Consider the following 24,354-nt stretch of genomic DNA (forward strand, 5'->3'; position numbering starts at 1 on the left):
ATGAAAAAATTAATCGTTAGTATCATTGTAGCTTTATCAGTTGCAGTAAGTTCATTAACCGCGACGAATCACAAAGAAGATTTTACCTTTAAATTCAAAGATTTAAACGGAAATCCCATAGTACTCAATACTTTTTTAGAGGGCATACACTTCAGTAATGCAAAAGGGAAAGTGGTACTTCTTGCATTTTGGGGTAACCAATGTCCACCGTGCCTTATGGAGATGCCCGAACTTATTGATTTGCAAGAAAAATACAAAGATAATTTTCTTATAGAAGGCTTTCAAGTTCAAACCAGGATAAGTGATGATGATTTGAGAGCTTTTGTCAAAGAAAAAGGCATAAACTACCCCGTTATCAACGACAGTGACCCTGAAGTTTTTAAGTTTGCCGATTATATAACTGCCAAAACTTCATGGAAAGGACTCATACCTTTTTCCATACTGTTTGATAGAAAGGGAAATGCCAGCAAAATTTATCTCGGTCTTAAAAGTGAAAAAGAGTTCAAGCAAGATATTGAGGAATTGATCAATAAAAAATAAGAGGGGAGCTACTTTCGCCCTCTTCAATTCTCTCTTAGTTTAAAAGCCTCTTAAAAGGAATTTATCACATTTTATATTAGTTTCTTTTTCATTTAAGGATATGTTTTTTTGTTTCATCTTTTTCAAGTGCTTTATCTATATACTGACTAAGACTGCCTCTTTGTTCGATTTTATAATAAACATAAGTAAAACCACTAACAACCAAAATAACTATGCCGCTACTTACAAGAGAAAAATTATCAATAGCATCTATCGCTACTGCAAGTATGACAACATAACTAATTAGCATAAGATTGTTGACAGTGCAGAAAAAATTCCTCCTCTAACCATACCGCCTACGCCTATACTAAATCCTGACTTCCGCACTTGGACACACAAATCCATTATTCAAATATTTTTAGGATTTGCTGCTGAACTTCAGAAGGTCTGATAGGAATTGTTTTATCTCCTATTTTTATCACAAAGAAGTGTTCAATTATCTTGCGTAAAAGCTTCTGCGAGAATTTAAACTTGATATTTTTAAGCTTGAGCCTTCTCTCGAACTCCATATAGATAGCATAAGCTACAAAGGATATAAGGATATGTGCTTTTATCCTATTTTGTAGTCTATGATAAATTGGTCTAATCCTTAAATCAGTTTTTGAAATTCTAAAAGCTCTCTCAACTGCATATTGGTTTTGATAATGAGCTATAACATCATTAGCTTCTAGTGTAAAATCATTTGTTGCAAATCCTTTAATACCATCAAGTTTTGCATCCATTTCCACTTTATTTGGATTGAGCTTGTGCTTAACAGTACACTTATCATCTATATCAAGATATTTTGCATAGTAGGATAGTTTTAAATCTGATTTGGTAATGCTTTTCTCATTAAGAGCAGTATTTATCTTTTGGAGTGCTTTCTCTCTTGTTCTTTTATCCTTTTTTGCTCTTTTTTTAGAGTATGACAGAATGAGTTTTTGTTTAATTGGAAGCTTTTGATTATCTCCTTTATCATCTTTATAGTGTATCTCTTTTTCAACTTCAAGTGCATGAATAACACCATCATCTAAAAAGGTAAGGTTAGCGATTTTTTCTTTAAGCTCTCTATCTATATTTTTGATTTTATAGGCTAAGATATATTTGTAGCCATTTTTCTCCAAATAAGCAATATTAGCACTATTAAACATCCCTTTATCAGCTACTACTATCGGCTTGTTTTTTATTTGAAATCTTGTTTGAAACTTTTGAAGCACATCAGTAAGTGTATGACCTTCAAATCTGTTTCCCTCATATACTTCGTAAGAGAGCGGATAACCTTGAAGTGTAGTAAATAATCCTAATTGAATCTGAGGACGATTTAGTTTTCCCTCTTTGGAAAAACCGATACGCCTAAGATCATCCTCACTTTCACTTTCGAAGTGAAGAGTTGTTACATCATAGAAAGTAACGGTGATAGTATCATCCATTATACTTTTTGTATGGTTGAAGATACACGCTTCTATCTCACTCTTTATCTCTTCTTGGTAGAGGGTGTCTAAAAATCTATATATTGTATCTACTTGAATACTCCTTTTTTTAAAATGTTCCAAATAATCAACAAGATATAATTTACTACCTGGATAGAGTACCCTCGATATCACCAGCGCTCTAAACAGAGACTGTTTTTCTTCTCTTTTTTTAAGAGTAGAAGTTTGAAACATAGTACTGCAGCCAAGTTCATCAAAAAGTCTTCCATAGATCAATTCATCACCTATTGGAATGATATCGTCATTTGTTATTGAAGAGAAAAACTTTTGGAAATACTCTTCACTTCTGTTTTTTCTAGCAAGATGTAGCAGATTATTTTCCAGTTCATCAATTCTTTGTAGAGCTTTCTTGTAAAAAGCTTCAATCTCTTCTTTGTCTTTAGTGCATCCAATTGTTTCAATGACTTTATAACCTCTATTTTTTCTATCAATGATTTGAATACTTATACTTCCGCTACTATTTTTCTTTTTTCTAATGCGATAACCCATATGAAATTATAGCTATTTTTAGCACCGGACACACAAAATGTGCTTTTTTATCCTATAAAATGCCCTATTTTAGGGAAGTTATGATTTGTTGCTTTGAAAATGCGGAAGTCGGGAGAAAAATTATCAATAGCATCTATCGCTACTGCAAGTATGACAACATAACTAATTAGCATAAGATTGTTGACAGTGCAGAAAAAATTCCTCCTCTAACCATACCGCCTACGCCTATACTAAATGTCTCTTTAAACCTATCTTTTTTTCGGCCATTTTTTTATCCTTTTAGATTTGAATTCCAAGATAATGGTGCACACCATAACCTATAGCAAATGAGACAAGTGCCACACCAAATGTTATCAAAAGCATTTGTACTGTTCTGTGCGAAAAAGATTGATCTTTGGCTACAGATATATAAAAATTATATAGAACTATAGCTATAAACGCTGCTATAAACATGCTTACAAGAGATATGTTAATCGAAGTGAAAATAAAAAAAGGTAAAACAAGAAAAAAAGTTGTAGCGATATAGGAGATTCCTGTATAAGAAGCATACACAACAGGAGCTATCTCTTCATCAGGATTTTCTTTTGCCTCAAGGTAAGAAGAGCCCGCCATAGACATTGAAGCGGCTATTCCCATAATAGCTCCGGTTATTCCAACAACAATACTTTTATCAAATGCCAGTGCAATACCGCTAAGTGTTCCGGTAAGTTCCACCAATGCATCATTCATTCCAAGTACAATCGCTCCTGCATAAAGTAACTTTTTGTCATGCAACATATCTATAAGTTTATTTTCGTGCTCCATCTCTTGAGTGTATATTTTTTTAGCATCAGGATATGTTTCAAAAAGTGATTTATAAAAATTTTCTGCATCGCTTTCTCGTTTTTCTGCAAGTTTTAGCACAAAAGATGTGCCAAAGAGTATAATAAGCAAAATATACCACTTTATAAGAAGATGATTCGGCTTAACTGTTTTTCCAGTAATTTTTTCCCAAAACAGATAGTGCCCTTTTTCTTCCAACGCTATCGATTCGTAAACACTTTTATTGTGTGGGTCATTTTCTCTGTGTGATAGTACACTGTAAAGTGCGAAATCATTGATCTCATTTTGCTGTTGTATAAGTGCTTTTTTCATATCCATATAAAATCCTTAAAGTATAACCATGCTAACAAGCAATAACCCACCGATTGTTGCAACAAAAATAGAAAGTGCAAGATAAATTTTTTTATCTGTATCAATAACGCCTTCTTCTAAATGTTTAATCCATCGAGTATAATAACGATATGTATAAAGGGCAAGAACAATTCCAGCCAAGACAATAAATATACCAAGATAGTTATAATACACTGCATTAGAGAGCTCCGGTACAGATGAAGTATCTTTACCTTTAAGCTCAATGCTGATAAGATGCAAAAACAGTTCAAACTTTTCTACTACAAACCCCAAAATTATCAAAGAGATCGCCGTACCTATGAGTGCAGTTGTTGCGCGCTCTACTGCCATTAAGTTTCTGGGGTCTATGCCTTTTTTAGAATCATCATTCATATCATTTTAGTCAATACATCCGTCATTTTCGTAGCCCACTCCGGAGGCATATTGCCACGATTAAAATAAAGATAATTATCAAAACTCCACTTCATTGCTCTTGCAATAGGTGAATAAAAACCTACATCAACTTTTCCGCCATATAAAACATTTGATTCTATAAGTGTTGCTTCGTGTCCACCCATATTCATAATACAAAATACTTCAAGGTTGTGAGGTGGAATCTCTACATCTTCACCTAGTTCTTTTATCAAACTTGCAGCTGCAATTCCAGCTTGAATGATAGAAATATGACCCAATTTTGGTTGAGCTAAAGCTGCTATATCACCTGCTGAAAAAATATTTTCAAAATCAAGATGACGCATTGTCTTATCTGTCGGTATAAAACCTTTTTCATCACCTATGTTTGAATCTTTTAAAACTTTAGGAGCTGAGTATGGCGGTATAATAATCGCTAAATTGCACTCCATTTTTGTACCGTCTTCAAAAGCTATAAAATCTTTTCCTATCTCGGTAAGCACTTTATTGTTATGAAGTGCGATTTGACGCTCTTGCATATGTTTGCCCACAGCATTACGAGGCACATCTCCAACATCTTCAAAGAAAATCTCACCTGGTGTAAAAACATCAATTTTATAATCTTCTCCTCTTTTTTTATGCTTATCTTCATGCAAATAATAATCCATCATAAACATAATCTCACCGATAGGTCCTTCGCAAGGAGCACTAAGTGGCGGAGCATCTACACGCGTTCCCCAATTACTTTTTGCAGCACCGGTTACAACTTTGCCCCCTTCAAAAGTTTTCACTCTTTCAAAAAGTTTTTGAACTTGCTCATCATCGCAAACAGAGTAACCATGTTCCCTAAATCCTTTTATAGAATCATAATCTTTAACTGCGCCAAGTGTTATCATCAAATAATCATATTCAATATTTTCACCACCTTTAAGCGATAAAGAACTGTTTTTTGCATCGATATTTACAGCCTCATCCTGAATAAATTCAGCTCCACGACTCTCAATAGTATGTTTTAATTCTACAAGAGAGTGTGACATTGATTTACCTTCAAAGGCAACTTCAGGCAATGATGGCTTTAAAAGCGAATGAGAACGCGAATCAATAACTGTTACATCTATTTTTTCACCTATAAGATGGCGAATTTTATAAAAGATATGCAATCCTGCAAATCCAGCACCTAAAATAACAACTTTTTTCATACAAACTCCTTTATATCTATATTGGAAACAATATTAACCTAATCAATCATGTACTGAAAAATTACTTCAACTCTCCCCAGTTATCTCCTGTGTTTACACTGCATTTCAGAGGTACATTAAGTGGATATACTTGCTCCATTGTATCTTTTGCGATTTTACTAAATTTTTCAACTTCATCATTTTTAACTTCAAATATCAACTCATCATGGATTTGTAAAAGCATGGCATTTTGACTGTTTTGTAGTATTTTATACATTTCATTCATAGCAAGCTTGATAAGATCTGCCGCGCTTCCTTGAAAAACCGTATTGACCGATTCTCTCTCATATGACGCTTTTAAAAATGCATTGGCATTCTCATAATCAAAATACCTTTTCCTCCCAAGCAGTGTTTTTACATACCCATGCTCTTTGGAATACTCGACTATGCTTTCAAGGTAAGTCTTAACTGTGGGAAAACTCTCGAAATAACTCTTTATATACTCTTTTGCCTGAGCTTGAGTGCTGCCTATCTCATTGGCGAGTTTTCTACTTCCCATCCCGTACAGTAGTCCGAAATTGATACTTTTTGCTATATTTCTCTTTTCATGGGCTTCAACTTTACCAAAAAGTTTTATAGCGGTTTCAAGATGTATATCTTTATCTTCTTTGAAAGCTTCGACCAATGCGGCATCTTTGCTAAAATGTGCCAAAAGTCTCAACTCTATCTGCGAATAATCAAGACTTATGAGTTTATATCCATTTTTAGCTACAAATGCTTCTCTTATCTCTCTTCCAAGTTCACTTCTAACCGGTATATTTTGAAGGTTTGGATTTTTACTGCTGAGTCTTCCCGTTGCGGTTCCGGTTTGCAAAAAAGAGGTGTAAATCCTACTATTCTTATCCATTTTGGAAAGTTTTAAAAGAGGCTCTATGTAAGTACTTCTTAACTTGAAACTCTCTCTGTATTCTAAAATTTTACCTATGATAGGATGTTCATCTTTCAAAGATAGCAAAACTTTCTCATCGGTACTGTAGCCCGTTTTGGTCTTTTTTCCTTTTTTTAGCTTCAATTTTTCAAAAAGTATTTCACCTAACTGTTTTGTAGAGTTTATATTAAATTCGCTTCCTGCCAATTCATATATCTCTTTTGTTAAAAATTCGATCGTACTGTTCGCTTTTTGCAACAGTTTTTGCAAAAATTCCTGATCTACACCTATACCTTCGTTTTCCATGGACAAGAGAGTAAGTATGAAAGGATACTCTACATCCTTAGCTTCTTTTTGCAGATCGCTTTCAAGTTCATTTTGAAAAAAACGGTAAAGTTTCAGCGTCATCCATGCATCTTCACTTGCATACACGGTAGCTTCGTTTAAATCGACCGAGCTAAAATCATCTCCCTTTTTAACCACATCTTTAAACTTAACCATATCATATGCAAAATACCTTTTTGCCAAATTGTCCATACCTACACTACTTGAGGGGTCTTTAAGCCATGCTTCTATCATCGTATCGGCCTCCGGTACATCAGCTTGGAAACCAAAATTTTGCAAAAGGATATTGTAGTCATATTTTAAATTTTGTCCAACGATTTTAAATGCAAAAAGCTTTCTTATCGCTTCTTTGGCGATATCTTGTTCCACTTGATCACCGACTCCTAGATAATAGTGATTGATGGGTACATAATAAGCCTCTTTTTCATCATAACAAAATGAAAACCCTACTATCTTTGCTGTCCTGGAGGAGGTTGAGGTAGTTTCAGTGTCAAATGCCACTATGGAATCTTTTGGGATATTGTCAATAACCTTGAAAAGCTTCTCTTTTGTATCAAGCAAAACAGGATCAAAGCTTTTTTTCACCTCTTTTATCTTCTCTTCTTCCTTGTCATATGCTTCACTTGCTCTTTTTAGGATCGTTTTCATATCGTAACGTTTTAATTCGTCTTCGATTTTAAGTATCGGGTTAGAATTTGGAAAAACAAACTCGTTATAGTCTACATCTTTTACAATTCCATAATGCAAAGATGCCAATTTGTAACTCAAAAATGCACTATCTTTTGACTCAATAAGCAGTTTTTTTGTTCTTGGGTTTGCGATTTTGTCTAAATTCTTATATATATTTTCAAGTGAGCCGAACTCTTTTAGAAGCGTTCTTGCCCCTTTTGGACCTACCCCTTTGACTCCGGGTATATTATCACTGCTATCACCTACAAGTGCAAGATAGTCAACTATCTGCGATGGCTTTACACCAAATTTTTTGACGCACACTTCTTCGTTGATTTTTACTTTTTTCATAGGATCATAAACCAAAACCTTATCATCATCGATAAGTTGATACAAATCTTTATCTGATGAAACTATCTGGACTTTAATCCCTCTCTTTTTTGCATCTTCGGCGATATCAGCTATGATATCATCAGCCTCATATCCCGGAACTTCCAGTGACTTGAAACCCATCTTTTTTATCCACTCTATAGCAACAGGAAGTTGTTTTTGAAGATCCTCAGGAGGTGTGGGTCTGTTTGCCTTGTACTCAGGGTACATTTCGCTTCTAATCGTTTTTTCTTTGGAATCGAGTGCAAAAAGAAGATAATCAGTCCCATGCTCTTTGTTTATGGAAGCTATAAAGTTTATAAACCCAGTCAAAAGACCTGTTGGAAACCCATCTTTACTTTTTAGATACGGCAATGCATAGTAATTTCTAAAAAAAAATCCAAATGTATCGATGATGGTCAATGTCTTCACAATTCACCCTTATAATCTTCTTTTAAAGTCTCTATGGCTTCAAGTAGTCTGACATCGTCTAAGCCTGCTTTTTTGGCATGATTCAAACCTATGTTGATATTTCTCTCACTAAGTGGAGCATTGATAGCAAGTATGGTTTTTACTATATTTAGATACCATGCATATTCTTGATATTCATCATCGGCATTTTGCGGTGCATCACTGTATCTTATGATGTCGACAAGAAATTCATCGAATCCCCAGTGCTCAAATATCCTTGCCGTTACTTCACTTGAAGTCGTATCAACATACATCTTTTCTATCTGAGCTATATTTATAGCGGTCTGTACGTCTGATTTGAATTGAAAAACTTCATCATTTCTTACGATTTCATCTGCTATGATGATCTTGCCTGTTTCTTGCAAAAGTGCCGGCATAAAAAGTGTCTCGGCTTTTCCTCTATCGATCCTACCTACCCATTTTTTGACAAGTGCGCCTTGCATATTTGAAATGAGAGCAAACTTTTCAGGAGCTATTCCGTATGGTTCCATATCTACTTTTAAAAGTTTTTTAACCGATATTGTGGCACTTAGTGAACTTATCTCTTTCATACCAAGTAAGCTTACCGCTTGTGCCACGCTTTTTACTTCCGATCTTAGCCCATATAAAGGAGAGTTTACAATTTTAAGTATATTTGCCACAAGCATAGGATCTTTCTCTACAACCTTGGAAAGCTCAGCTATAGTACCATCAGGACTATCGCAAATAGCATCGATCTGTATGAAAGTTTCCGGTAACGGTGGAATGGATCTTATCCTGTCTATCAATCCTTCAGTCATTATCAATCTCCTTTTTAAGATACTTTGCAGTATAACTTTTTGTTTTTTTCATATTTTTTATCATCTCTTCGACACTTCCTACGGCTATGACTTCTCCGCCTTTATCGCCGCCTTCATAACCCATATCAATGATATAGTCACTGTTTTTTATGATATCCATATTGTGCTCGATCACTATAACGCTGTTACCAAGATCAACCAAATGATGCAAAACTCTGTTAAGCCTGTCGATATCCGCAAAATGAAGTCCCGTTGTAGGCTCATCAAGGATATACAAAGTATTGCCGGTCGCATTTTTGCCAAGTTCTTTTGAAAGCTTTATCCTTTGAGCTTCCCCGCCACTTAAAGTCGTGGCATTTTGACCAAGTTTTATATACCCAAGACCGACATCCTGCAAAGTTCTCAATTTTTGGTAAATCTTCGGAATGGCTTTGAAAAACTCCGTTGCTTCATCTACGCTCATATTTAAAACATCACTGATATTTTTCCCTTTGTATTTGATCTCCAGGGTTTGAGCGTTATATCTTGTACCGTTACAACTATCACATTTTACCATAATATCAGGTAAAAAATGCATCTCTATCTTTATCTCTCCCTCACCTTTACATTTTTCACATCTTCCGCCTTTTACATTGAAAGAGAATCTGCCTACTTTATAACCTCTTATCTTTGCTTCTTTGGTCTGAGAAAAAAGTACTCTTATCTCATCCATCACTCCGGTGTAAGTTGCGGGATTGCTTCTTGGGGTTCTTCCTATGGGGCTTTGATCAAGATATATGACTTTATCCAACTGTTCAAGTCCTTCACAGTATGCTCCACTTACTTTTTTTATCTTTTTGGCTCTGTTTAAATCCTCTTTGGCTATAGGCAAAAGTGTCTGCAATACGAGTGAACTCTTTCCACTCCCACTGACTCCTGTCACACAAACCATATTTTTAAGAGGAATTTTGACCGAGAGATTTTTTATGTTGTTTATGTTGACATTTTTTAACTCTATAAAAATCTCTTGTTTTCTCTTTTTATTATGTTCGATTTTTTTCTTGCCTGTTAAATACTTCGCTGTTAAAGTATCACTTTTCAAAAGCTCTTTATATGTTCCGCTAAATACTACCTCCCCTCCTCTTTCACCTGCTCCGGGACCGATATCCACTATAAAATCGGCTGCTTTTATAGTCTCTTTGTCATGTTCAACCACTATGACCGAGTTACCTTTTTTTTGAAGATTTCTCAGAGTTTTTATGAGTTTTAAAGTATCTCTTTCATGCAGTCCGATACTAGGCTCATCAAGCACATACATTACACCACTTAGTCCGCTTCCTATCTGAGAAGCTATCCTTATCCTTTGAGCTTCTCCACCGCTTATACTTCTAGCGTCTCTGCCAAGAGTTATATAACCTAGTCCTACATCTTGTAGGAAAAAAAGTCTCTCTCTTATCTCTTTTAGTATCGGGGTACTTATCTCTTTTTGTAGAGGTGTCAAATACTCGAAATTTTTCTCATCATTGAAAAAAGCATAAGCATCTTGTATGGGCATATCAAGGATATCAGCTATATTGCATCCGGCTACTTTCACCGCCATACTCTCTTTTTTCAGCCTGTAGCCTTTACAGTTCGAACACACTTTTTCGCTCATAAATTCATTGATATCTTTTTCACCTTTTAGCATATCATAGGCAAGTTTTATCGCACCTTCCCATTTTCTTTTAAGCTTATGCCTTTTCCAGGTAAACTCCGCTATCTCCACTCCACCATGTAAAATAGCCTTTTTTTGATGCTCTTCAAGTTTGTCAAAAGGTATACCTGTATCAATTCCGGCAGCTTCACAGTAAGCTTTTAAAAATTTGAAATAATACCCCTTGTTATACCCGTAAAGCACCTTAATTGCGCCCTCTTCAATACTAAGATTTCCATCTATGATCTTGCTCATATCAAGTGAATACTTTATACCAAGACCATCACAAACCCTACATGCTCCTTTTGGAGAATTGAAAGAAAAAGACAAAGGTTCTAAAGGCTCATAACTTATCTTGCACTCAAAACAGGCATTGTGTTCACTATAGTGTATATGGCTATCAAGCCTATCAAATTCGTCAGCATTTAAGACATCTACTTCAACTTCACCGTAACTCTCTCCCAGGGCTTTTTCGACATCCTGTGCAATCCTCTCATATGATCCCTCTTTTTTGATGACCCTGTCGATGACGACTTTTATGGTATGTTTTTTTGTCTTGCTTAACTCTATCTCCTCATCAAGTCTAACCATCACTCCGTCAACTACGGCTCTTATATATCCCGAATGCCTTAAACTCTCAAGCATATCGGCAAATGTTCCCTTTTTCTCTTTTACCAATGGTGCAAGTATCACAAGTTTTGCGCCATCGGGTAGAGAAAGTACTTGTTCAATTATATCACTAGCGGACATTTTAGATATCTTGTTACCGCAACTGTAACAGTATTGCTCTCCTACTCTTGCATATAAAAGCCTTAGATAGTCATATATCTCCGTGATCGTACCTACTGTTGATCGTGGGTTTTTACTGGTGGTTTTTTGATCTATGGCAATCGCCGGAGTCAATCCCTCTATCCGTTCAACATCAGGCTTTCCGATACGATCCAAAAACTGTCTGGCATAAGACGAGAGTGACTCGATATATCTTCTTTGTCCTTCGGCATAGAGTGTATCAAAAGCCAAAGTACTCTTACCGCTTCCGCTTATACCGGTAACCACTACAAGTGAATTTTTAGGAATTTGGAGTTTTGTTATATTTAAATTGTTCTCTTTTGCATTATAAATTTTTATCATTTGTATCCTCATTAAAAGGATATATTTTATCGAATTTTATCTATAATATAGCTTTTTTAGTATCAAAAGCATTATGACCACATAAAAGATCAGGAGTAGTTTTTTGTGCCTTTTATGCTCTGTTTTGTGAGAAAGTTTGATGCCAAAATATACTCCTATCAAAGAAAAGATACCTACTAAAAAGCCCTCTTTATAGTGAACAAATCCATGATAAGCAAGACTTGCAAACCCTGAAACCGAAGAAAATATAACAAAAAAGAGAGCTGAAGAGAGTGCTTTTTTAAGTGGAAAATGCAAAAAACCTACAAGTATGGGAGTTATCAGCAAAGCTCCTCCTATACCTACACTTATAGACATAGTTCCTACTAGATACCCTATAAAAAAAAGAAGTGTGTTGTTGTTTATCTCCTCTTTATCGCTTTGGTGAGGGGATTTGAAAAATTTGTAAATCGCTAAAATAACGAAGGATAAAAATATCAGTGTCAAAGTATGGGATGAAAGATGACTTACTATATACCCACTGTTTGCCGCTCCGAAAAATCCTCCAATGCCTACTGAGATGGAGTTTTGAAGGTTGAGTGTTCCTTTTTTATAATTTAAATATGAACCATAAAGTGAACTAAAAACCATCTGGGTAACTGAAATACCTATGGCATACTTGATGTCATATCCCAACATCAAAAGAGCAGGCACTAGCATAGTACCACCGCCTATAGCAAAAAAACCGGATAAAAACCCTATAAAAACACCAAGAACAGATAAAATTATCATGAAATTCTCCTCGCTGAATGATACTATTTTTTCTTTAAACAATTATTTAATTTTTATAGTGTATACTATGATAAATAATTAATAATCAATAAAAGGGTTGGCTTTGGTCTTTAAGTTTTTAAAAAATGCCAGTGATAACTTTTTTTGCAATATATTGGGACTTGAAACAGACAAATGTAAAACGAAAAAATTTCATGATTTTTACTGTTCAAAGATTGCCATATATCAAAATGACATAGAATACGATGCCGTGTTTTTATTTAAAAAAGATACGATAAAAGCTATAGGGCAAAATCTTCTTTTTGAAGATAACTTGGATGAAGAAGCAACGATAGACCTTTTAAAAGAAACGGCAAACCTCATAGGAGGAACGGCAAAAACAATGATAGAAGAATTTGATCCAGACTCCTCATATGAACTCTCAACACCTGAATATCTAGGATATATAAAGGACTTGAAAGAAGTGAATTTATCATATTACAGTGCAAGTAAGATAAACAACAGATGTTTTGTAATGGGGATAGAGGAAGTTTGATTTGGATAATTTAGTACAAAAATTCGATAAATCACAATATGAAAAACTAGATGACATAAGTGTTGTTTTTACTGCGGAACTCGGCTCGACTACATTGGCCATAGATGAGATACTCAAACTATCAAAAGGCTCTGTAATAGATCTTCAAAAACCGGCAGGCGAAAGTGTAGAACTTTTCATAAACGGCAAAATCATCGGAAAAGGTGAAGTGATGGTTTATGAAAAAAACCTAGCAGTTAGGATCAATGAAATCCTTGACTCAAAATCCGTTATACAGTATTTTAGCAAGGAACTCTCATGACATATCCTAAGATTCTCAAATACTTTTTTATCATATTCCTGCTACATTTAAATATTTTCGCAACAACACTGCTTACTTACAACACATACGATAGAGACGATAGAGTGGATCTCATGCTCTCTTTTGATACACCATATAATGGAAAAGTATTTTTAAAAAAAGATGGGCATAATTTCACAATAACACTCAAAAATATCCTTTTCAATAAAAAAATCACTAAAAATATCAATTCGCCCATTATATCAAGTATAGAGATAATCCCTCAAAAAACAGATATCAACATCATACTAAAGAGTAAAAAAGAGATAAACATAATAGCATCTAAAACAACTGACGGTTTTGGCTTGAGACTAAGAGCTATGATATCCGGTGCCACACTTAAAAAAACTTCTTTTCAAAAAAAGAGTATGAAAAATGACAACACAAAAGCTTTTGGTTCACTTCCTCTTGATAAAACCGGTTATGCGGACAGTAAATATTATATGGTTATTCTTGTTCTGTTTTTGTTGCTTATCGTCTTATGGATTGTTAAAAAGAGGATTACAAAACCCACAAATGAGAAAAACTGGCTGTTTAAAAACAGTGTCAATGAAAATGAAGTAAAGATACTTTATAGAAAAACCATAGATGCGAAAAACAGTGTTTTGGTCTTATCATATATGGATAAAAGATATCTGGTACTTACAGGCTCATCCAACCAGCTGTTGGATAAATTCTCAAGTAATAATGCTCCTATAAATGATGATGACAAAGAGTTTGAGGAAATGTTTGCCAAAAACAGGCAAAAACTTGATGAATTTTTAAAAGTAGGAAATGACAAACTTTCAAGCTATGCTGATAAGGCAAGTCTTGATTTGACAACAGCGGATTAACTAAAAAATTCCTCTATATACTCTTTTATAATTATTGGATTCTCCACTCTGTTGACTTTATCTCTAAAGTTCGTTGAATTTGGGAAATTTTTAGAGTATGAGTGTATATGCTTTCTAAATATTCCGACCGCTCTTATGCCATAAAAGTCCAACATACTTTCAAAATGCTCTAAAACTATCTCTTTGATTTTCTCTTTTTTGACAAATTCCAAGTCATTTTTTATCTGATAAAATATCCATGGATTTCCTACGGCTGCTCGTCCTATCATCACAGCATCCGCGCCGGTTATATCTTTAACTTCCCTGTACTTTGTAAGCGTTGTTATATCACCGTTTGCTACCAAGGGGATATTTATGGCGCTCTTCGCTTTTGCGATAGAGTCATAATCTATCCTCTCTTTTTTGTAAGCATCACTCCTGGTTCTTGCATGAAAAGTCACAAAATCAGCTCCACTGTTTTCACATACTTTAGCTATTGTTTCAGGTTTTTTATCACTAAAGCCGAGCCTGCTTTTTACCGAAGTATATCTTTTGTTTGAATATTTTTTGATAGTCTCTATGATTTTTCCCATTTTTGGCAAATCATTCAAAAGCGCACTGCCGCTTCCTTGTTTTACAACTTTAGGTACAGGACATCCACAATTCAAGTCTATACCGTCGATATCTTCCATATCATTCAAGATAAAAACAGCTTCTTTTATGACATTTATATCACTACCTGCAATTTGTACGATGTAAGGTGTTTCATTATCAGCTTTTTCAAGCATTTTGTATGTTTTTTTCGAGTTGTAAACAAGTGCGTTGGAGCTTATCATTTCACTGACGGTTACATCAACACCGAATTTTTTTACAACTTGTCTAAAAGGAAGATCTGTAAAACCGGCAAGAGGTGCTAAAAAAAGAAGATCTTTTTTAGAAAAATCAATCATAACACCTCTCGCTTAATGAAGATTATATATCAAAAAATATATCTATATCGAAATTTTTGCCGCAATCTTTCAACTCAAGTATATATCTGAACTTTTCACACTCATTTTCACGAAGGCTCAAAAGTACTTCTCTGGCTTTATCTATCATTTGAAATTCAAACAGAAGATACAAGTAAGCCTGCAAAGCCTCCTCTTTCTCATTTGAAATTGTTTCAAAAATCGATAAAACCGCTTCAGGATTTAAAAGCTTTTTCAATCTTTTTGCATAAGATAAATACTCTTTTTTATCCAAATCATAGCCGTTTAACTGCTCTTTGATATCTTCTACATTTAGCTTGAATTCATCATTACTGTCTTCAAATCTTTTTAGAAGTTTATCGAAAAGTTCCCTTTCTATCTTAAAACCCTGCTTTTTGATATCACCAAAACTTGCATACTCACAATATTTCTCAAAAGCCTTTTTACATATCTCGTCACTCTTGTCTTCACAGTTTTTCAAGATATTCTCAGATTCTTTTTTATCGCTTGAGAGTTTATTCAGAAGATTTTTTTTCACAAAATAGTTGTCTTTTGGCAATTTAAACTTTTTCAAGCTTACAAACTCACCTGATTCTATCTTTCTTAGACTTTCTATGACTTCTTTCAACTCTTCATTGTTGATATCACTTGCATCTTTAGAAGCATCGAATTTAAAATGCTTTAAAACTCTTGAGGGCAAATCATACCATTTTGTGGTAAAGTTCATATCTATATCATTACCAAGCATATGTTGTTTTGCATACTGTAGATAAGTTTTATAATCTTTTTGTAAATTTCTTTGGGTCAGATAATTTTTAAAACTGTAAAACAGCATATGTAGTGCCGAAGCAATCACTAAAACAGCTGCCGGCAATACTACCCATATAGCGATCTTCAAAGATACGGGAACTCCAAAAAATGTCAATGTATAAGTATCGCCGTTAAAACTGTAAACATAAGCCCCAACTGCTACGATAAAAATTATCGCAAACAAAATATATTTTTTCAATCCCATAATAAACCCTTTAATTTTGTTTTTCTACAATCTCCCTGCACACTATACAATACCTTGCGTGTGGTTTTACTTTAAGTCTTTGAACCGAAATCTTCTCTTCGCACATTTCACAAATCCCGTACCTGCCCTCTTTTATCTTGCTTTTTGCATATTCTATTTCTCTTAGTTCCTCGGCTTGTTGTTTGTTGATTGCATGTTTAGTTAGCCTATCAGAACTTATAGAAGCATGATCAGCTTCATCTGATACATCTGTTTTTTGTAATTCTTGCATATCTTTCAATGCATGATTTATATTATTTTGGATTTGCTCCTTTCTAAGATCTAGCAAATTCTCAAAAAACCTCAAATCACTCTCTTTCACATATTCTCCTTTTAGTATAGTCAGTAACTTTGCATAATGGCTATTGGCCGCTATAAAAAACTACTTGTGATAAGGATGATTATTTATTATAGATAAAGCTCTATATATTTGCTCAAACAAAACTATCTTTGCGATTTTGTGCGAAAATGTCAACTTGGACAGTGATATCACTTCATCGCACTGTTTTAAAAAATCATCTTCAAAACCGTATGCACCGCCTATAAAAAAAATTATCTCATCCTCTTTTTTAAAAATTTCGCTAAATTTCATGCTATCACAAACTTTTCCACTCTCATCCAAGCATATACTATATCTTTTTATCTTATCTTTATATGTTTGAGTATAGCTTTTTTTAGCTAACTCTTTGCCTGCTTTTTGAGCTTGGATTATTTTTTTATTAAAACATACCATATGCTCAAATTTTGCATATCTTGAAATCATTTTTTCATAATTTTTAGATATTTGCTCAAATTCGTCTTTTATCTCCTTTTCTATACTAAAAACTTTTATCTTATGCAACTTCTTTGCTTTCTTCTTGCTCTTTCTCAAAAAATGTTAAAAAATCACTTATGGTCTTTTTCATTTCACCTCTTTGAACTATCATGTCTATAAGCCCGTGTTCAAGTAAAAATTCCGATCTTTGAAAACCTTCAGGCAAATCAGTACCGATCGTCTGTTTGATGACTCTTTGACCCGCAAATCCTATCAATGCTTTTGGTTCAGCCATTATAATATCACCAAGCCAGGCAAACGAAGCACTTACTCCACCCATCGTAGGATCTGTTAAAACAGAGATATACGGTAGCTTTTCATCGTCCAACTTTGCCAAAGCCGCAGCTGTTTTTGACATTTGCAAAAGTGAAAATGTACTCTCTTGCATCCTAGCGCCTCCACTTGCACTGACTATGATAACAGGTGTTCTTTTTTCTATGGCTCTATCTATGGCTCTTACAATCTTTTTTCCCTCTACTGAACCTAAACTTCCTCCCATAAAAGCAAAATCAAACACGATCAATTGTACCGGTTTTGTATCTATTTTACACTCTCCGCTTATGGCTGATGATTTTCTACCGGTTTTTTCATATCCTTCGGTTATTCTTTTCTTGTAAGACTTTTTATCAACGAAATGCAACGGATCATTTGGCTCCAAGTCAGTATCGAACTCAACAAACGTACCCTCGTCAGATAGCATATCTATACGCCTTTTTGCGGATATTCTCATGTGAAAGTTGCACTTTGGGCAAACATTTAAAAGATTTTCTACCTCTTTATAATACATCAAAGAGTTACATGACGGGCACTTCACCCAATGGCTCGGGGCCTCCTCTTTTGTAGGTTGTTGCCTTCTCATTTTGCTAAATATATTACCGAAATTCATTTTATACCTCGTGCTATAATTATCAATTTGTCAAATATTGCCTTATCCTTTGAAACAATCAATATATCATTTTCAAAAGATATGTTCATGTCACTGCACATATGCAAACCTGCCGCTACATCATACTCTCTCATATTACCTTCAAAAATCACAAAAGCAAAACTGTGTGCATTTGCCAAAGAGAGTGCCAATGCTCCGGGACTTCTATATTTTAAACCTGCTTTATTCACTTCATAAACAAGTTTTGAAGAAGCATAAACCCTTTCATAGATGCCAATTGTAGCATAATTATTGCTTGTAACTTCTGAAAAATTCTCTTTATATATATTTGCTTTTTTAAAATCTTCATTTTGTTTTACAAACAAATCCCCTGTTGCAAAATTAACTACAACTGACTCAAAAACTTTTCCATCTCTTTTTCTCGCAACCGAACTTCCAAAATATGGCAGACCGGATATAAAATTTTCACTTCCGTCGACAGGATCGATGATGATCTTGTCTTTTCCGTCACCTATGATTCCTGATTCTTCGGATATGATTTGTCCAAATTTTGCAAGATGCTCTATAAAAATTTTTTCAGCTTCCATATCGACTACTCTGCTGATATCTCCGCCTGCACCTTTTTGTAATTCCTCTTTTAAATCCAGCTTGCTGCTATCTAAAAATTCCAATACTTTTTTATTGGCTTGTATAGCACTGTCTATAAAATCCATATTTACTTTAACTTTTTAATTATCTGGTGTGCTGCTTCTTTACCGTCATTTGCAGCTCTAACCACCAAATCAGCTCCTCTAAAACAATCTCCTCCGGCAAATATGCCTTTCTTACTGGTTTCATAATTTTTATCTATAACGATACCACCCCATTTGTTTACTTCTATCCCATTTTCAGCCAAAAATGATGGTACTTCAGGTGTAAAACCAAGTGAAAATATAATAACATCCGCATCCACCCTAAAGTCACTGCCTTTTACCACTTCTACTCTTTGTCTGCCTGAGCTATCCTTTTCTCCAAGCATTGTCTTTTGCATCTCTATGGCTATGACTTTTCCTTCACTATTGACAACAACTTCTTTAGGACTTGCGTTAAAAATGAACTCAACCCCCTCATCATAAGCATTTTTTATCTCTTTTTTACTTCCGGGCATATTCGCTCTATCGCGCCTGTAAAGGCACTTGACACTCTTTGCACCCTCTCTTATGGAAGTTCTAACACAATCCATCGCAGTATCACCGCCACCTATAACTACTACATTTTTATCTTTTACTTTATATTTTTCATCTATATTTTCGCCAAAAAGCTCTTTTTGGATATTGACCAAAAAATCAAGTGCTTTTAAAGTGCCGTCAGCATTTTCATTTTTTATATTTGCAACTCTTGGTTTTTGTGCTCCCATACCTATGAAAATACCGTCACATTTTTGATAAATCTCAGAAAATGAGATATCTTTTCCAACTTCACAATTTAAATGCAAATTCAACCCCGCCTCTTCAAGCCACTCAAATCTTCTTTGAACTATCTTTTTATCAAGCTTGAAGTTTGGTATCCCAAAAGTCAAAAGTCCACCCGGACGGGAACTTTTCTCATACATATCTACCCCGATGCCCGCTCTTAAAAGATATGTTGTCACTGCCATACCGGCTGGTCCTGATCCTATAACGGCTATCCTTTTATCACTTGTTACACCGGGAAATGCCGGTTTTAAGCCATGTTTAAACCCGTTTTCTGATATAAAAGTCTCGATAGCTCCTATGGTAATAGCTCCAAATCCATCCTGGTTTAGTGTACAATCCCCCTCACAAAGCCTATCATGGGGACATATTCTTCCTGTTATCTCAGGATATGGATTGGTCTCATTTGATAACTTAAAAGCCAACTCTTTATCTATGTTTGCAGTAGCCTTTAGCCAAAAAGGTATATAGTTGTGCAAAGGGCATTTGTTATGGCAGTAGGGATCACCACATTGGATGCACCTTTCTGCTTGAGATGCCGCATCTGGTGTTTTAAAAACTTCATATATCTCTTTAAAATCTTTTATTCTCTCGTTCGATCCTCTTCTAAAAGGATCTATTCTCTCAACTTCAGTAAAATTTTGCATCTTAGTCCCCCTCGTCCGGATTTAAAGGAATTTTAGTCAAATCTTTCGGTCTTACCATCCAAAACTCTCTTACTTCATGTCTGTAATTGTCTAAAATGTATTTGGCTCTGTCACTACCTGTTTGATTTATATAATCCCTGAGTAATTTTTTCAAGAAATGTTTAGCTTCGTCCGTTTCATCACTATCAATCCTTCTTGCAACTACAAGTTCCTGGTTAAGCCTGTCTATAAAGCCTCTGTCTTTATCATATACAAAAGCTACACCCCCTGTCATACCTGCTGCAAAATTAGCTCCGGTTTGGCCAAGTATGATAGCAACTCCGCCTGTCATATACTCACAAGCATGATCTCCGGTACCCTCGACTATAGCCGTAGCACCACTATTTCTAACGCAAAACCTCTCACCTACACTACCGACTGCATAAAACTTTCCACCTGTTGCACCGTATAGACAAGCATTTCCAGCACTCGAGAAATTGTCTCCTTGGTATTTTGGCATGATGATGATCTTTCCGCCATTCATACCTTTTCCAACATAATCATTACCAAGTCCATCAAGCTTTAAAGTCATACCATTTACCAAAAATGCTCCAAAACTTTGTCCTGGAGTCCCTTTTAGTTTAAATATCAAACTATCTTCAGGCAACCCTATGTTTCCATAATATTTGGCAATTTCCCCACTTATCAAAACACCAAAGCTTCTGTTTATATTTTTGATCTCTTTTTTGATAACCATCTTTTGTTCAGGATTTTGAATGACAGGATATATCTCTTTTAATATCTCTTTTTCAAACAGATTTTTATCTATGGGTTCATTTCTCTCTTTTTGACAAGTATCTATGCCCTCAACTCTTTCAAGTATCCTACTAAAGTTAAATTTTTTGGCAAATTCATCATCAGCCACTTTTAAAAGGTCACTTCTACCTACTATCTCATCAATTGATGTGTAACCTAAAGAGGCAAGAATCTCTCTTATATCCTCAGCCAAAAGAGTGAAGTAGTTTATCAGTTTTTCTACAGTTCCTGTAAAATGCTCTCTTAAAACTTCATTTTGTGTAGCGATTCCGGTGCTGCATTTATTTAGATGGCAAATCCTAAGAACCTTACAACCAAGTATCGCTAAAGCTCCTGTTCCAAACGCATAACTTTCCGCACCTAGCATTGCCGCTTTTACTATATCCAAACCGGTTCTTAGTCCACCATCCGTCTCAAGTCTTACAAGTTCTCTTAAATTGTTGGCTTTTAAAGTGTTATGAGTTTCACTAAGACCTATCTCCCAAGGATCTCCTGCAAATTTGATAGATGTCAAAGGTGCCGCTCCTGTTCCTCCGTCGCCTCCTGAGATGATAATCTTATCTGCATAACACTTTGCAACTCCCGCTGCAATCGTTCCGACATGCGAAGATGAAACAAGTTTGACTGATATCATAGCATCCGGATTTATCTGTTTGAGATCAAATATCAACTGAGCCAAATCCTCAATGGAGTAAATATCATGATGAGGAGGAGGAGATATCAAGGTAACTCCCGGCATAGTATATCTCAGACTTGCTATGAGCGGACTTACCTTGTGTCCTGGAAGCTGTCCGCCTTCACCGGGTTTTGCACCTTGGGCTAATTTTATCTGTATCTCTTCTGCACTTCTTAGATACTCTGGTGTTACACCAAATCTACCTGAAGCTATCTGTTTTATCTTGGATCTTTGAGGACTTTTCAATCTTTCTGGCTTTTCTCCACCCTCACCTGAATTTGATTTACCGCCTATTGTATTCATCGCTTCCGCTAAAGCTTCATGAGCTTCAGGTGAGATAGAGCCAAGACTCATTGCCGCAGTTGAAAATCTTTTAAAGATATTTTCTTTTGGCTCAACTTCATCTAATGATACAGGTTCTTTATCGCTTTTTAACTCAAAAAAATCTCTTATTCGTTTGAATTTTGCTCCATCAGAAAGTTTCTTCAAATTTTTAAAGTCTTCTCTTTTACCGGTTTTTGCGGCTTGATGTATGGCGAAGATAACATTAGGAGAAAATCCATGAAATTCTTCACCTTGAAGATATTTGTAAAAACCTCCTATCTTGATAGGAAATACTCTATTTCTCTCGTTTTGTGCATATACTTCATCGTAAACCCTGTTTAGTCTCTCTTCTATATCTTCATAACTTAAACCTGGTATGATACAAGCTGATCCTCTAAAACAGTCTTCTACGATTTCATTTGAAAGACCTACAACATCCATTAAAGCAGAATTTCTATACGATGCGATCGTTGAGATACCCATCTTTGATAAAATTTTTAAAAGACCCAGATTTAGGGCATTTAAAACATTTTTAAATCTTATCTTTCTCTCATATGATGAAAGTTTTTGTTTTTCGCACTCCTCAAAAACTGTCGCAAAAAGAAGATATGGATATATCGCACTTGCTCCGTAAGTTATCAAGGCTGCCATCGAATGAGAATCATACGGCTCGGCACTTTCAACTACTATAGATACCAAGTGTCTAACTCCCTCTTCAAGAAGTACTTGATTGACCCTTCCAACTGCCATAGCCATAGGTATGGGTTTTTTGTTTTTTCCTATGCATCTGTCACTTAGTATGACAACTCTAATCTTCTCCTGTTTGACCGCATCTACGACATCATATGCCAAATCATTCAAACTTCCTCTAAGATTTTCTTCAAAAAGAGTTGAGAAAGTTTTATTTTTATAGTATTTATCGTATCTTGGCTTGCTTGGGTCGCCAAAAGATCTTAAAACTTCCATTTTTTCATGCATCAATACCGGGGTTATGACTTTCAATCTTTTTGCATGATACACATCTTCTTCAAGAATATTTCTAATCTCTCCAAAGCCGGTATTGAGGCTCATTACTATTCGCTCTCTTATAGGATCTATAGGAGGATTTGTAACTTGGGCAAATTTTTGCTTGAAAAAGTCCGTAAAACATCTTTGTTTATTGCTAAATGCAGCCAAAGGTGTATCATCACCCATGGAACCGGTATTTTCTTTTCCCTCTTTCATCATAGGTATGATAACCATATCTTTGGCTTCATATGTTATATTGGCAACTCTTTGCTTCTCTTCTATCTTATCTAATTTATAATCGCTTATATCTGAAAACGGCATATCTATGAACTCTTGAAGATAAACCATGTTTTTGTTGAGCCATTTGCCATAAGGGTTTAAATCTTTTAGATAATTATCTATATCGCAGTTTTTAAGAACTTTTCCATACTTTAAATCCACCCCTATCATTTCACCGCTTTTTAGCTTACCTCGCTCTATCACATTACTCTCTTCCATATCGAGTATGCCGTATTCACTTGAAATGATAATTCTTTTATCTTTGGTAATGATGTATTTGGCAGGTCTCAAACCGTTTCTATCCAAGATACATCCTATATGTCTTCCATCAGTCAAACTAACAGCCGCCGGACCGTCCCATGCTTCAAAACAGGTACTCATATACTCATAAAAGGCTCTCATATCAGAGTCCATGTGAGGAGCGTTTTGCCAGGCTGCAGGTATCAAAACCCTTGCAGCTTTGAAAAAATCCATCCCGTTTTGGAGTAAAAATTCAAACATATGATCCAAACTGGCACTGTCACTTACTTCATTGCTTGTTATAGGTAAAAGTTTTTTAAGTTCTTTATCAGTAAAAACAGAGCTTTTCATATACTCGCTTTTTGCCAAAAGATTAAATCTGTTGGCAGATATGGAATTTATCTCACCATTATGTGCTATACTTCTAAAAGGCTGGGCAAGTTTCCATTGCGGTAGAGTGTTGGTTGAAAATCTCTGATGAAAAAGAGCAAAAGATGTTTTAAAGTCATTATCACTCAAATCAGGGTAAAATTCTCTGATATGAGTAGGCATAACCAAACCTTTGTATGATATGGTTTTATCAGAAAAAGAACATATGTAAAATTCATCATAATTTTTTAGTTTTCTCTCTATCTCTCTTCTTGCAAGATACAAAGCCGTACCAAATCTCTTGGTTGCCGAAAGAGAGTTGGGGGCGACAAATATCTGGACGATTTGTGGAAGACTTTTAAGGGCAAATTCTCCAAGGGCATTTGTATCTATCGGAACATCCCTGTAAAAAAGAACTTTCAAATCATTTTTTTGCAAAACTTCTTCAATGATATCTTTTTGTTTATTTTCTTGCATAAAAACCATAGCAACAGCAAACTGTTTTGGCAGATCCAAGTCATGCTCGTTGGCCACTTTTTTCATAAAGCCTTTTGGCATTCCAAAAAGAAGTCCGCTTCCATCACCACTTTTTCCGTCAGCAGCTACCGCACCTCTGTGCATCATCCTCTCCAATGCATTTACTGCATCTTCAACATTTTTATGGGTAGCTTTGTTGTCGATATTTGCCAACAGCCCAAAGCCGCAATTATCTTTAAAGTTTGTATATTTTCTCATAGCAACCT

At 35.2% G+C, this 24,354-nt stretch carries 21 protein-coding genes; 4 read left to right on the forward strand and 17 right to left on the reverse strand.

The window, feature by feature from the left end; translation table 11 throughout:
• Complete coding sequence (locus tag ACZ47B_RS04925) at positions 1-540, forward strand: TlpA disulfide reductase family protein (protein WP_464895566.1); 540 nt, start codon at positions 1-3, stop codon at positions 538-540.
• An 88-nt stretch (positions 541-628) separates the two neighbouring features.
• Here ACZ47B_RS04925 and ACZ47B_RS04930 read toward each other — a convergent pair whose 3' ends face one another.
• The 9 genes from ACZ47B_RS04930 to ACZ47B_RS04970 form a co-directional block, all read right to left on the reverse strand.
• The gene (locus ACZ47B_RS04930) at positions 629-829 is read right to left on the reverse strand and encodes a hypothetical protein (RefSeq protein ID WP_464895567.1); all 201 of its coding nucleotides are present in this window, start codon (positions 827-829) and stop codon (positions 629-631) included.
• A 94-nt stretch (positions 830-923) separates the two neighbouring features.
• A complete protein-coding gene (locus tag ACZ47B_RS04935) occupies positions 924-2,537 on the reverse strand; it encodes an IS1634 family transposase (RefSeq protein ID WP_464895568.1) in 1,614 nt (537 codons plus the stop codon).
• A gap of 279 nt (positions 2,538-2,816) precedes the next feature.
• Complete coding sequence (locus tag ACZ47B_RS04940) at positions 2,817-3,677, reverse strand: VIT1/CCC1 transporter family protein (RefSeq protein ID WP_464895569.1); 861 nt, start codon at positions 3,675-3,677, stop codon at positions 2,817-2,819.
• Between the two features lie 9 nt (positions 3,678-3,686).
• The gene (locus ACZ47B_RS04945; protein ID WP_464895570.1) at positions 3,687-4,082 is read right to left on the reverse strand and encodes a YidH family protein; all 396 of its coding nucleotides are present in this window, start codon (positions 4,080-4,082) and stop codon (positions 3,687-3,689) included.
• Entirely contained in the window at positions 4,079-5,299 is a 1,221-nt protein-coding gene (locus tag ACZ47B_RS04950) for an NAD(P)/FAD-dependent oxidoreductase (protein ID WP_464895571.1), read from the reverse strand. The genes ACZ47B_RS04945 and ACZ47B_RS04950 overlap by 4 nt, the downstream gene beginning before the upstream one ends.
• A 61-nt stretch (positions 5,300-5,360) precedes the next feature.
• Positions 5,361-8,024: a DNA polymerase I gene (gene polA, locus ACZ47B_RS04955; RefSeq protein ID WP_464895706.1), complete on the reverse strand. Its 2,664-nt coding sequence runs from the start codon at positions 8,022-8,024 to the stop codon at positions 5,361-5,363.
• A complete protein-coding gene (locus ACZ47B_RS04960; RefSeq protein WP_464895572.1) occupies positions 8,018-8,839 on the reverse strand; it encodes an HDOD domain-containing protein in 822 nt (273 codons plus the stop codon). Before ACZ47B_RS04960 ends, polA begins: the two co-directional genes overlap by 7 nt.
• Positions 8,832-11,642: an excinuclease ABC subunit UvrA gene (gene uvrA / locus ACZ47B_RS04965; RefSeq protein WP_464895573.1), complete on the reverse strand. Its 2,811-nt coding sequence runs from the start codon at positions 11,640-11,642 to the stop codon at positions 8,832-8,834. Before uvrA ends, ACZ47B_RS04960 begins: the two co-directional genes overlap by 8 nt.
• 36 nt (positions 11,643-11,678) lie before the next feature.
• The gene (locus ACZ47B_RS04970) at positions 11,679-12,413 is read right to left on the reverse strand and encodes a sulfite exporter TauE/SafE family protein (RefSeq protein ID WP_464895574.1); all 735 of its coding nucleotides are present in this window, start codon (positions 12,411-12,413) and stop codon (positions 11,679-11,681) included.
• A gap of 103 nt (positions 12,414-12,516) precedes the next feature.
• On the opposite strand from ACZ47B_RS04970, the gene ACZ47B_RS04975 reads away from it, so the two are divergent.
• From ACZ47B_RS04975 to ACZ47B_RS04985, 3 genes are read left to right on the forward strand one after another with little or no spacing between them, the layout of a single operon-like run.
• Positions 12,517-12,948, forward strand: coding sequence for a chemotaxis protein CheX (locus tag ACZ47B_RS04975; protein ID WP_464895575.1), 432 nt, complete (start codon positions 12,517-12,519; stop codon positions 12,946-12,948).
• A gap of 1 nt (position 12,949) precedes the next feature.
• Positions 12,950-13,249, forward strand: coding sequence for a flagellar motor switch protein FliN (gene fliN / locus ACZ47B_RS04980; protein ID WP_464895576.1), 300 nt, complete (start codon positions 12,950-12,952; stop codon positions 13,247-13,249).
• Complete coding sequence (locus tag ACZ47B_RS04985; protein ID WP_464895577.1) at positions 13,246-14,121, forward strand: hypothetical protein; 876 nt, start codon at positions 13,246-13,248, stop codon at positions 14,119-14,121. The genes fliN and ACZ47B_RS04985 overlap by 4 nt, the downstream gene beginning before the upstream one ends.
• Here the strand turns inward: ACZ47B_RS04985 and ACZ47B_RS04990 are convergent.
• From ACZ47B_RS04990 to gltB, 8 genes are read right to left on the reverse strand one after another with little or no spacing between them, the layout of a single operon-like run.
• Positions 14,118-15,050 carry a tRNA dihydrouridine synthase gene (locus ACZ47B_RS04990; protein ID WP_464895578.1) on the reverse strand — a complete coding sequence of 311 codons (933 nt, stop codon included), beginning with the start codon at positions 15,048-15,050 and terminating at the stop codon, positions 14,118-14,120. The genes ACZ47B_RS04985 and ACZ47B_RS04990 overlap by 4 nt on opposite strands.
• A gap of 22 nt (positions 15,051-15,072) precedes the next feature.
• The gene (locus ACZ47B_RS04995) at positions 15,073-16,083 is read right to left on the reverse strand and encodes a hypothetical protein (protein WP_464895579.1); all 1,011 of its coding nucleotides are present in this window, start codon (positions 16,081-16,083) and stop codon (positions 15,073-15,075) included.
• Between the two features lie 10 nt (positions 16,084-16,093).
• Positions 16,094-16,444, reverse strand: coding sequence for an RNA polymerase-binding protein DksA (gene dksA / locus ACZ47B_RS05000; RefSeq protein WP_464895580.1), 351 nt, complete (start codon positions 16,442-16,444; stop codon positions 16,094-16,096).
• 60 nt (positions 16,445-16,504) lie between these two features.
• Positions 16,505-16,963, reverse strand: coding sequence for a 23S rRNA (pseudouridine(1915)-N(3))-methyltransferase RlmH (locus ACZ47B_RS05005; RefSeq protein WP_464895581.1), 459 nt, complete (start codon positions 16,961-16,963; stop codon positions 16,505-16,507).
• The gene (gene accD / locus ACZ47B_RS05010; RefSeq protein WP_464895582.1) at positions 16,956-17,822 is read right to left on the reverse strand and encodes an acetyl-CoA carboxylase, carboxyltransferase subunit beta; all 867 of its coding nucleotides are present in this window, start codon (positions 17,820-17,822) and stop codon (positions 16,956-16,958) included. Before accD ends, ACZ47B_RS05005 begins: the two co-directional genes overlap by 8 nt.
• Positions 17,819-18,535 carry an inositol monophosphatase family protein gene (locus tag ACZ47B_RS05015; protein WP_464895583.1) on the reverse strand — a complete coding sequence of 239 codons (717 nt, stop codon included), beginning with the start codon at positions 18,533-18,535 and terminating at the stop codon, positions 17,819-17,821. Before ACZ47B_RS05015 ends, accD begins: the two co-directional genes overlap by 4 nt.
• Before the next feature lie 2 nt (positions 18,536-18,537).
• Positions 18,538-19,920, reverse strand: a complete 1,383-nt coding sequence (locus tag ACZ47B_RS05020; protein WP_464895584.1) for a glutamate synthase subunit beta — start codon at positions 19,918-19,920, stop codon at positions 18,538-18,540.
• 1 nt (position 19,921) lies between these two features.
• Positions 19,922-24,346 carry a glutamate synthase large subunit gene (gltB, locus tag ACZ47B_RS05025; protein ID WP_464895585.1) on the reverse strand — a complete coding sequence of 1,475 codons (4,425 nt, stop codon included), beginning with the start codon at positions 24,344-24,346 and terminating at the stop codon, positions 19,922-19,924.
• Positions 24,347-24,354: the final 8 nt, after the last annotated feature.

Source organism: Thiofractor thiocamini (assembly GCF_055384375.1).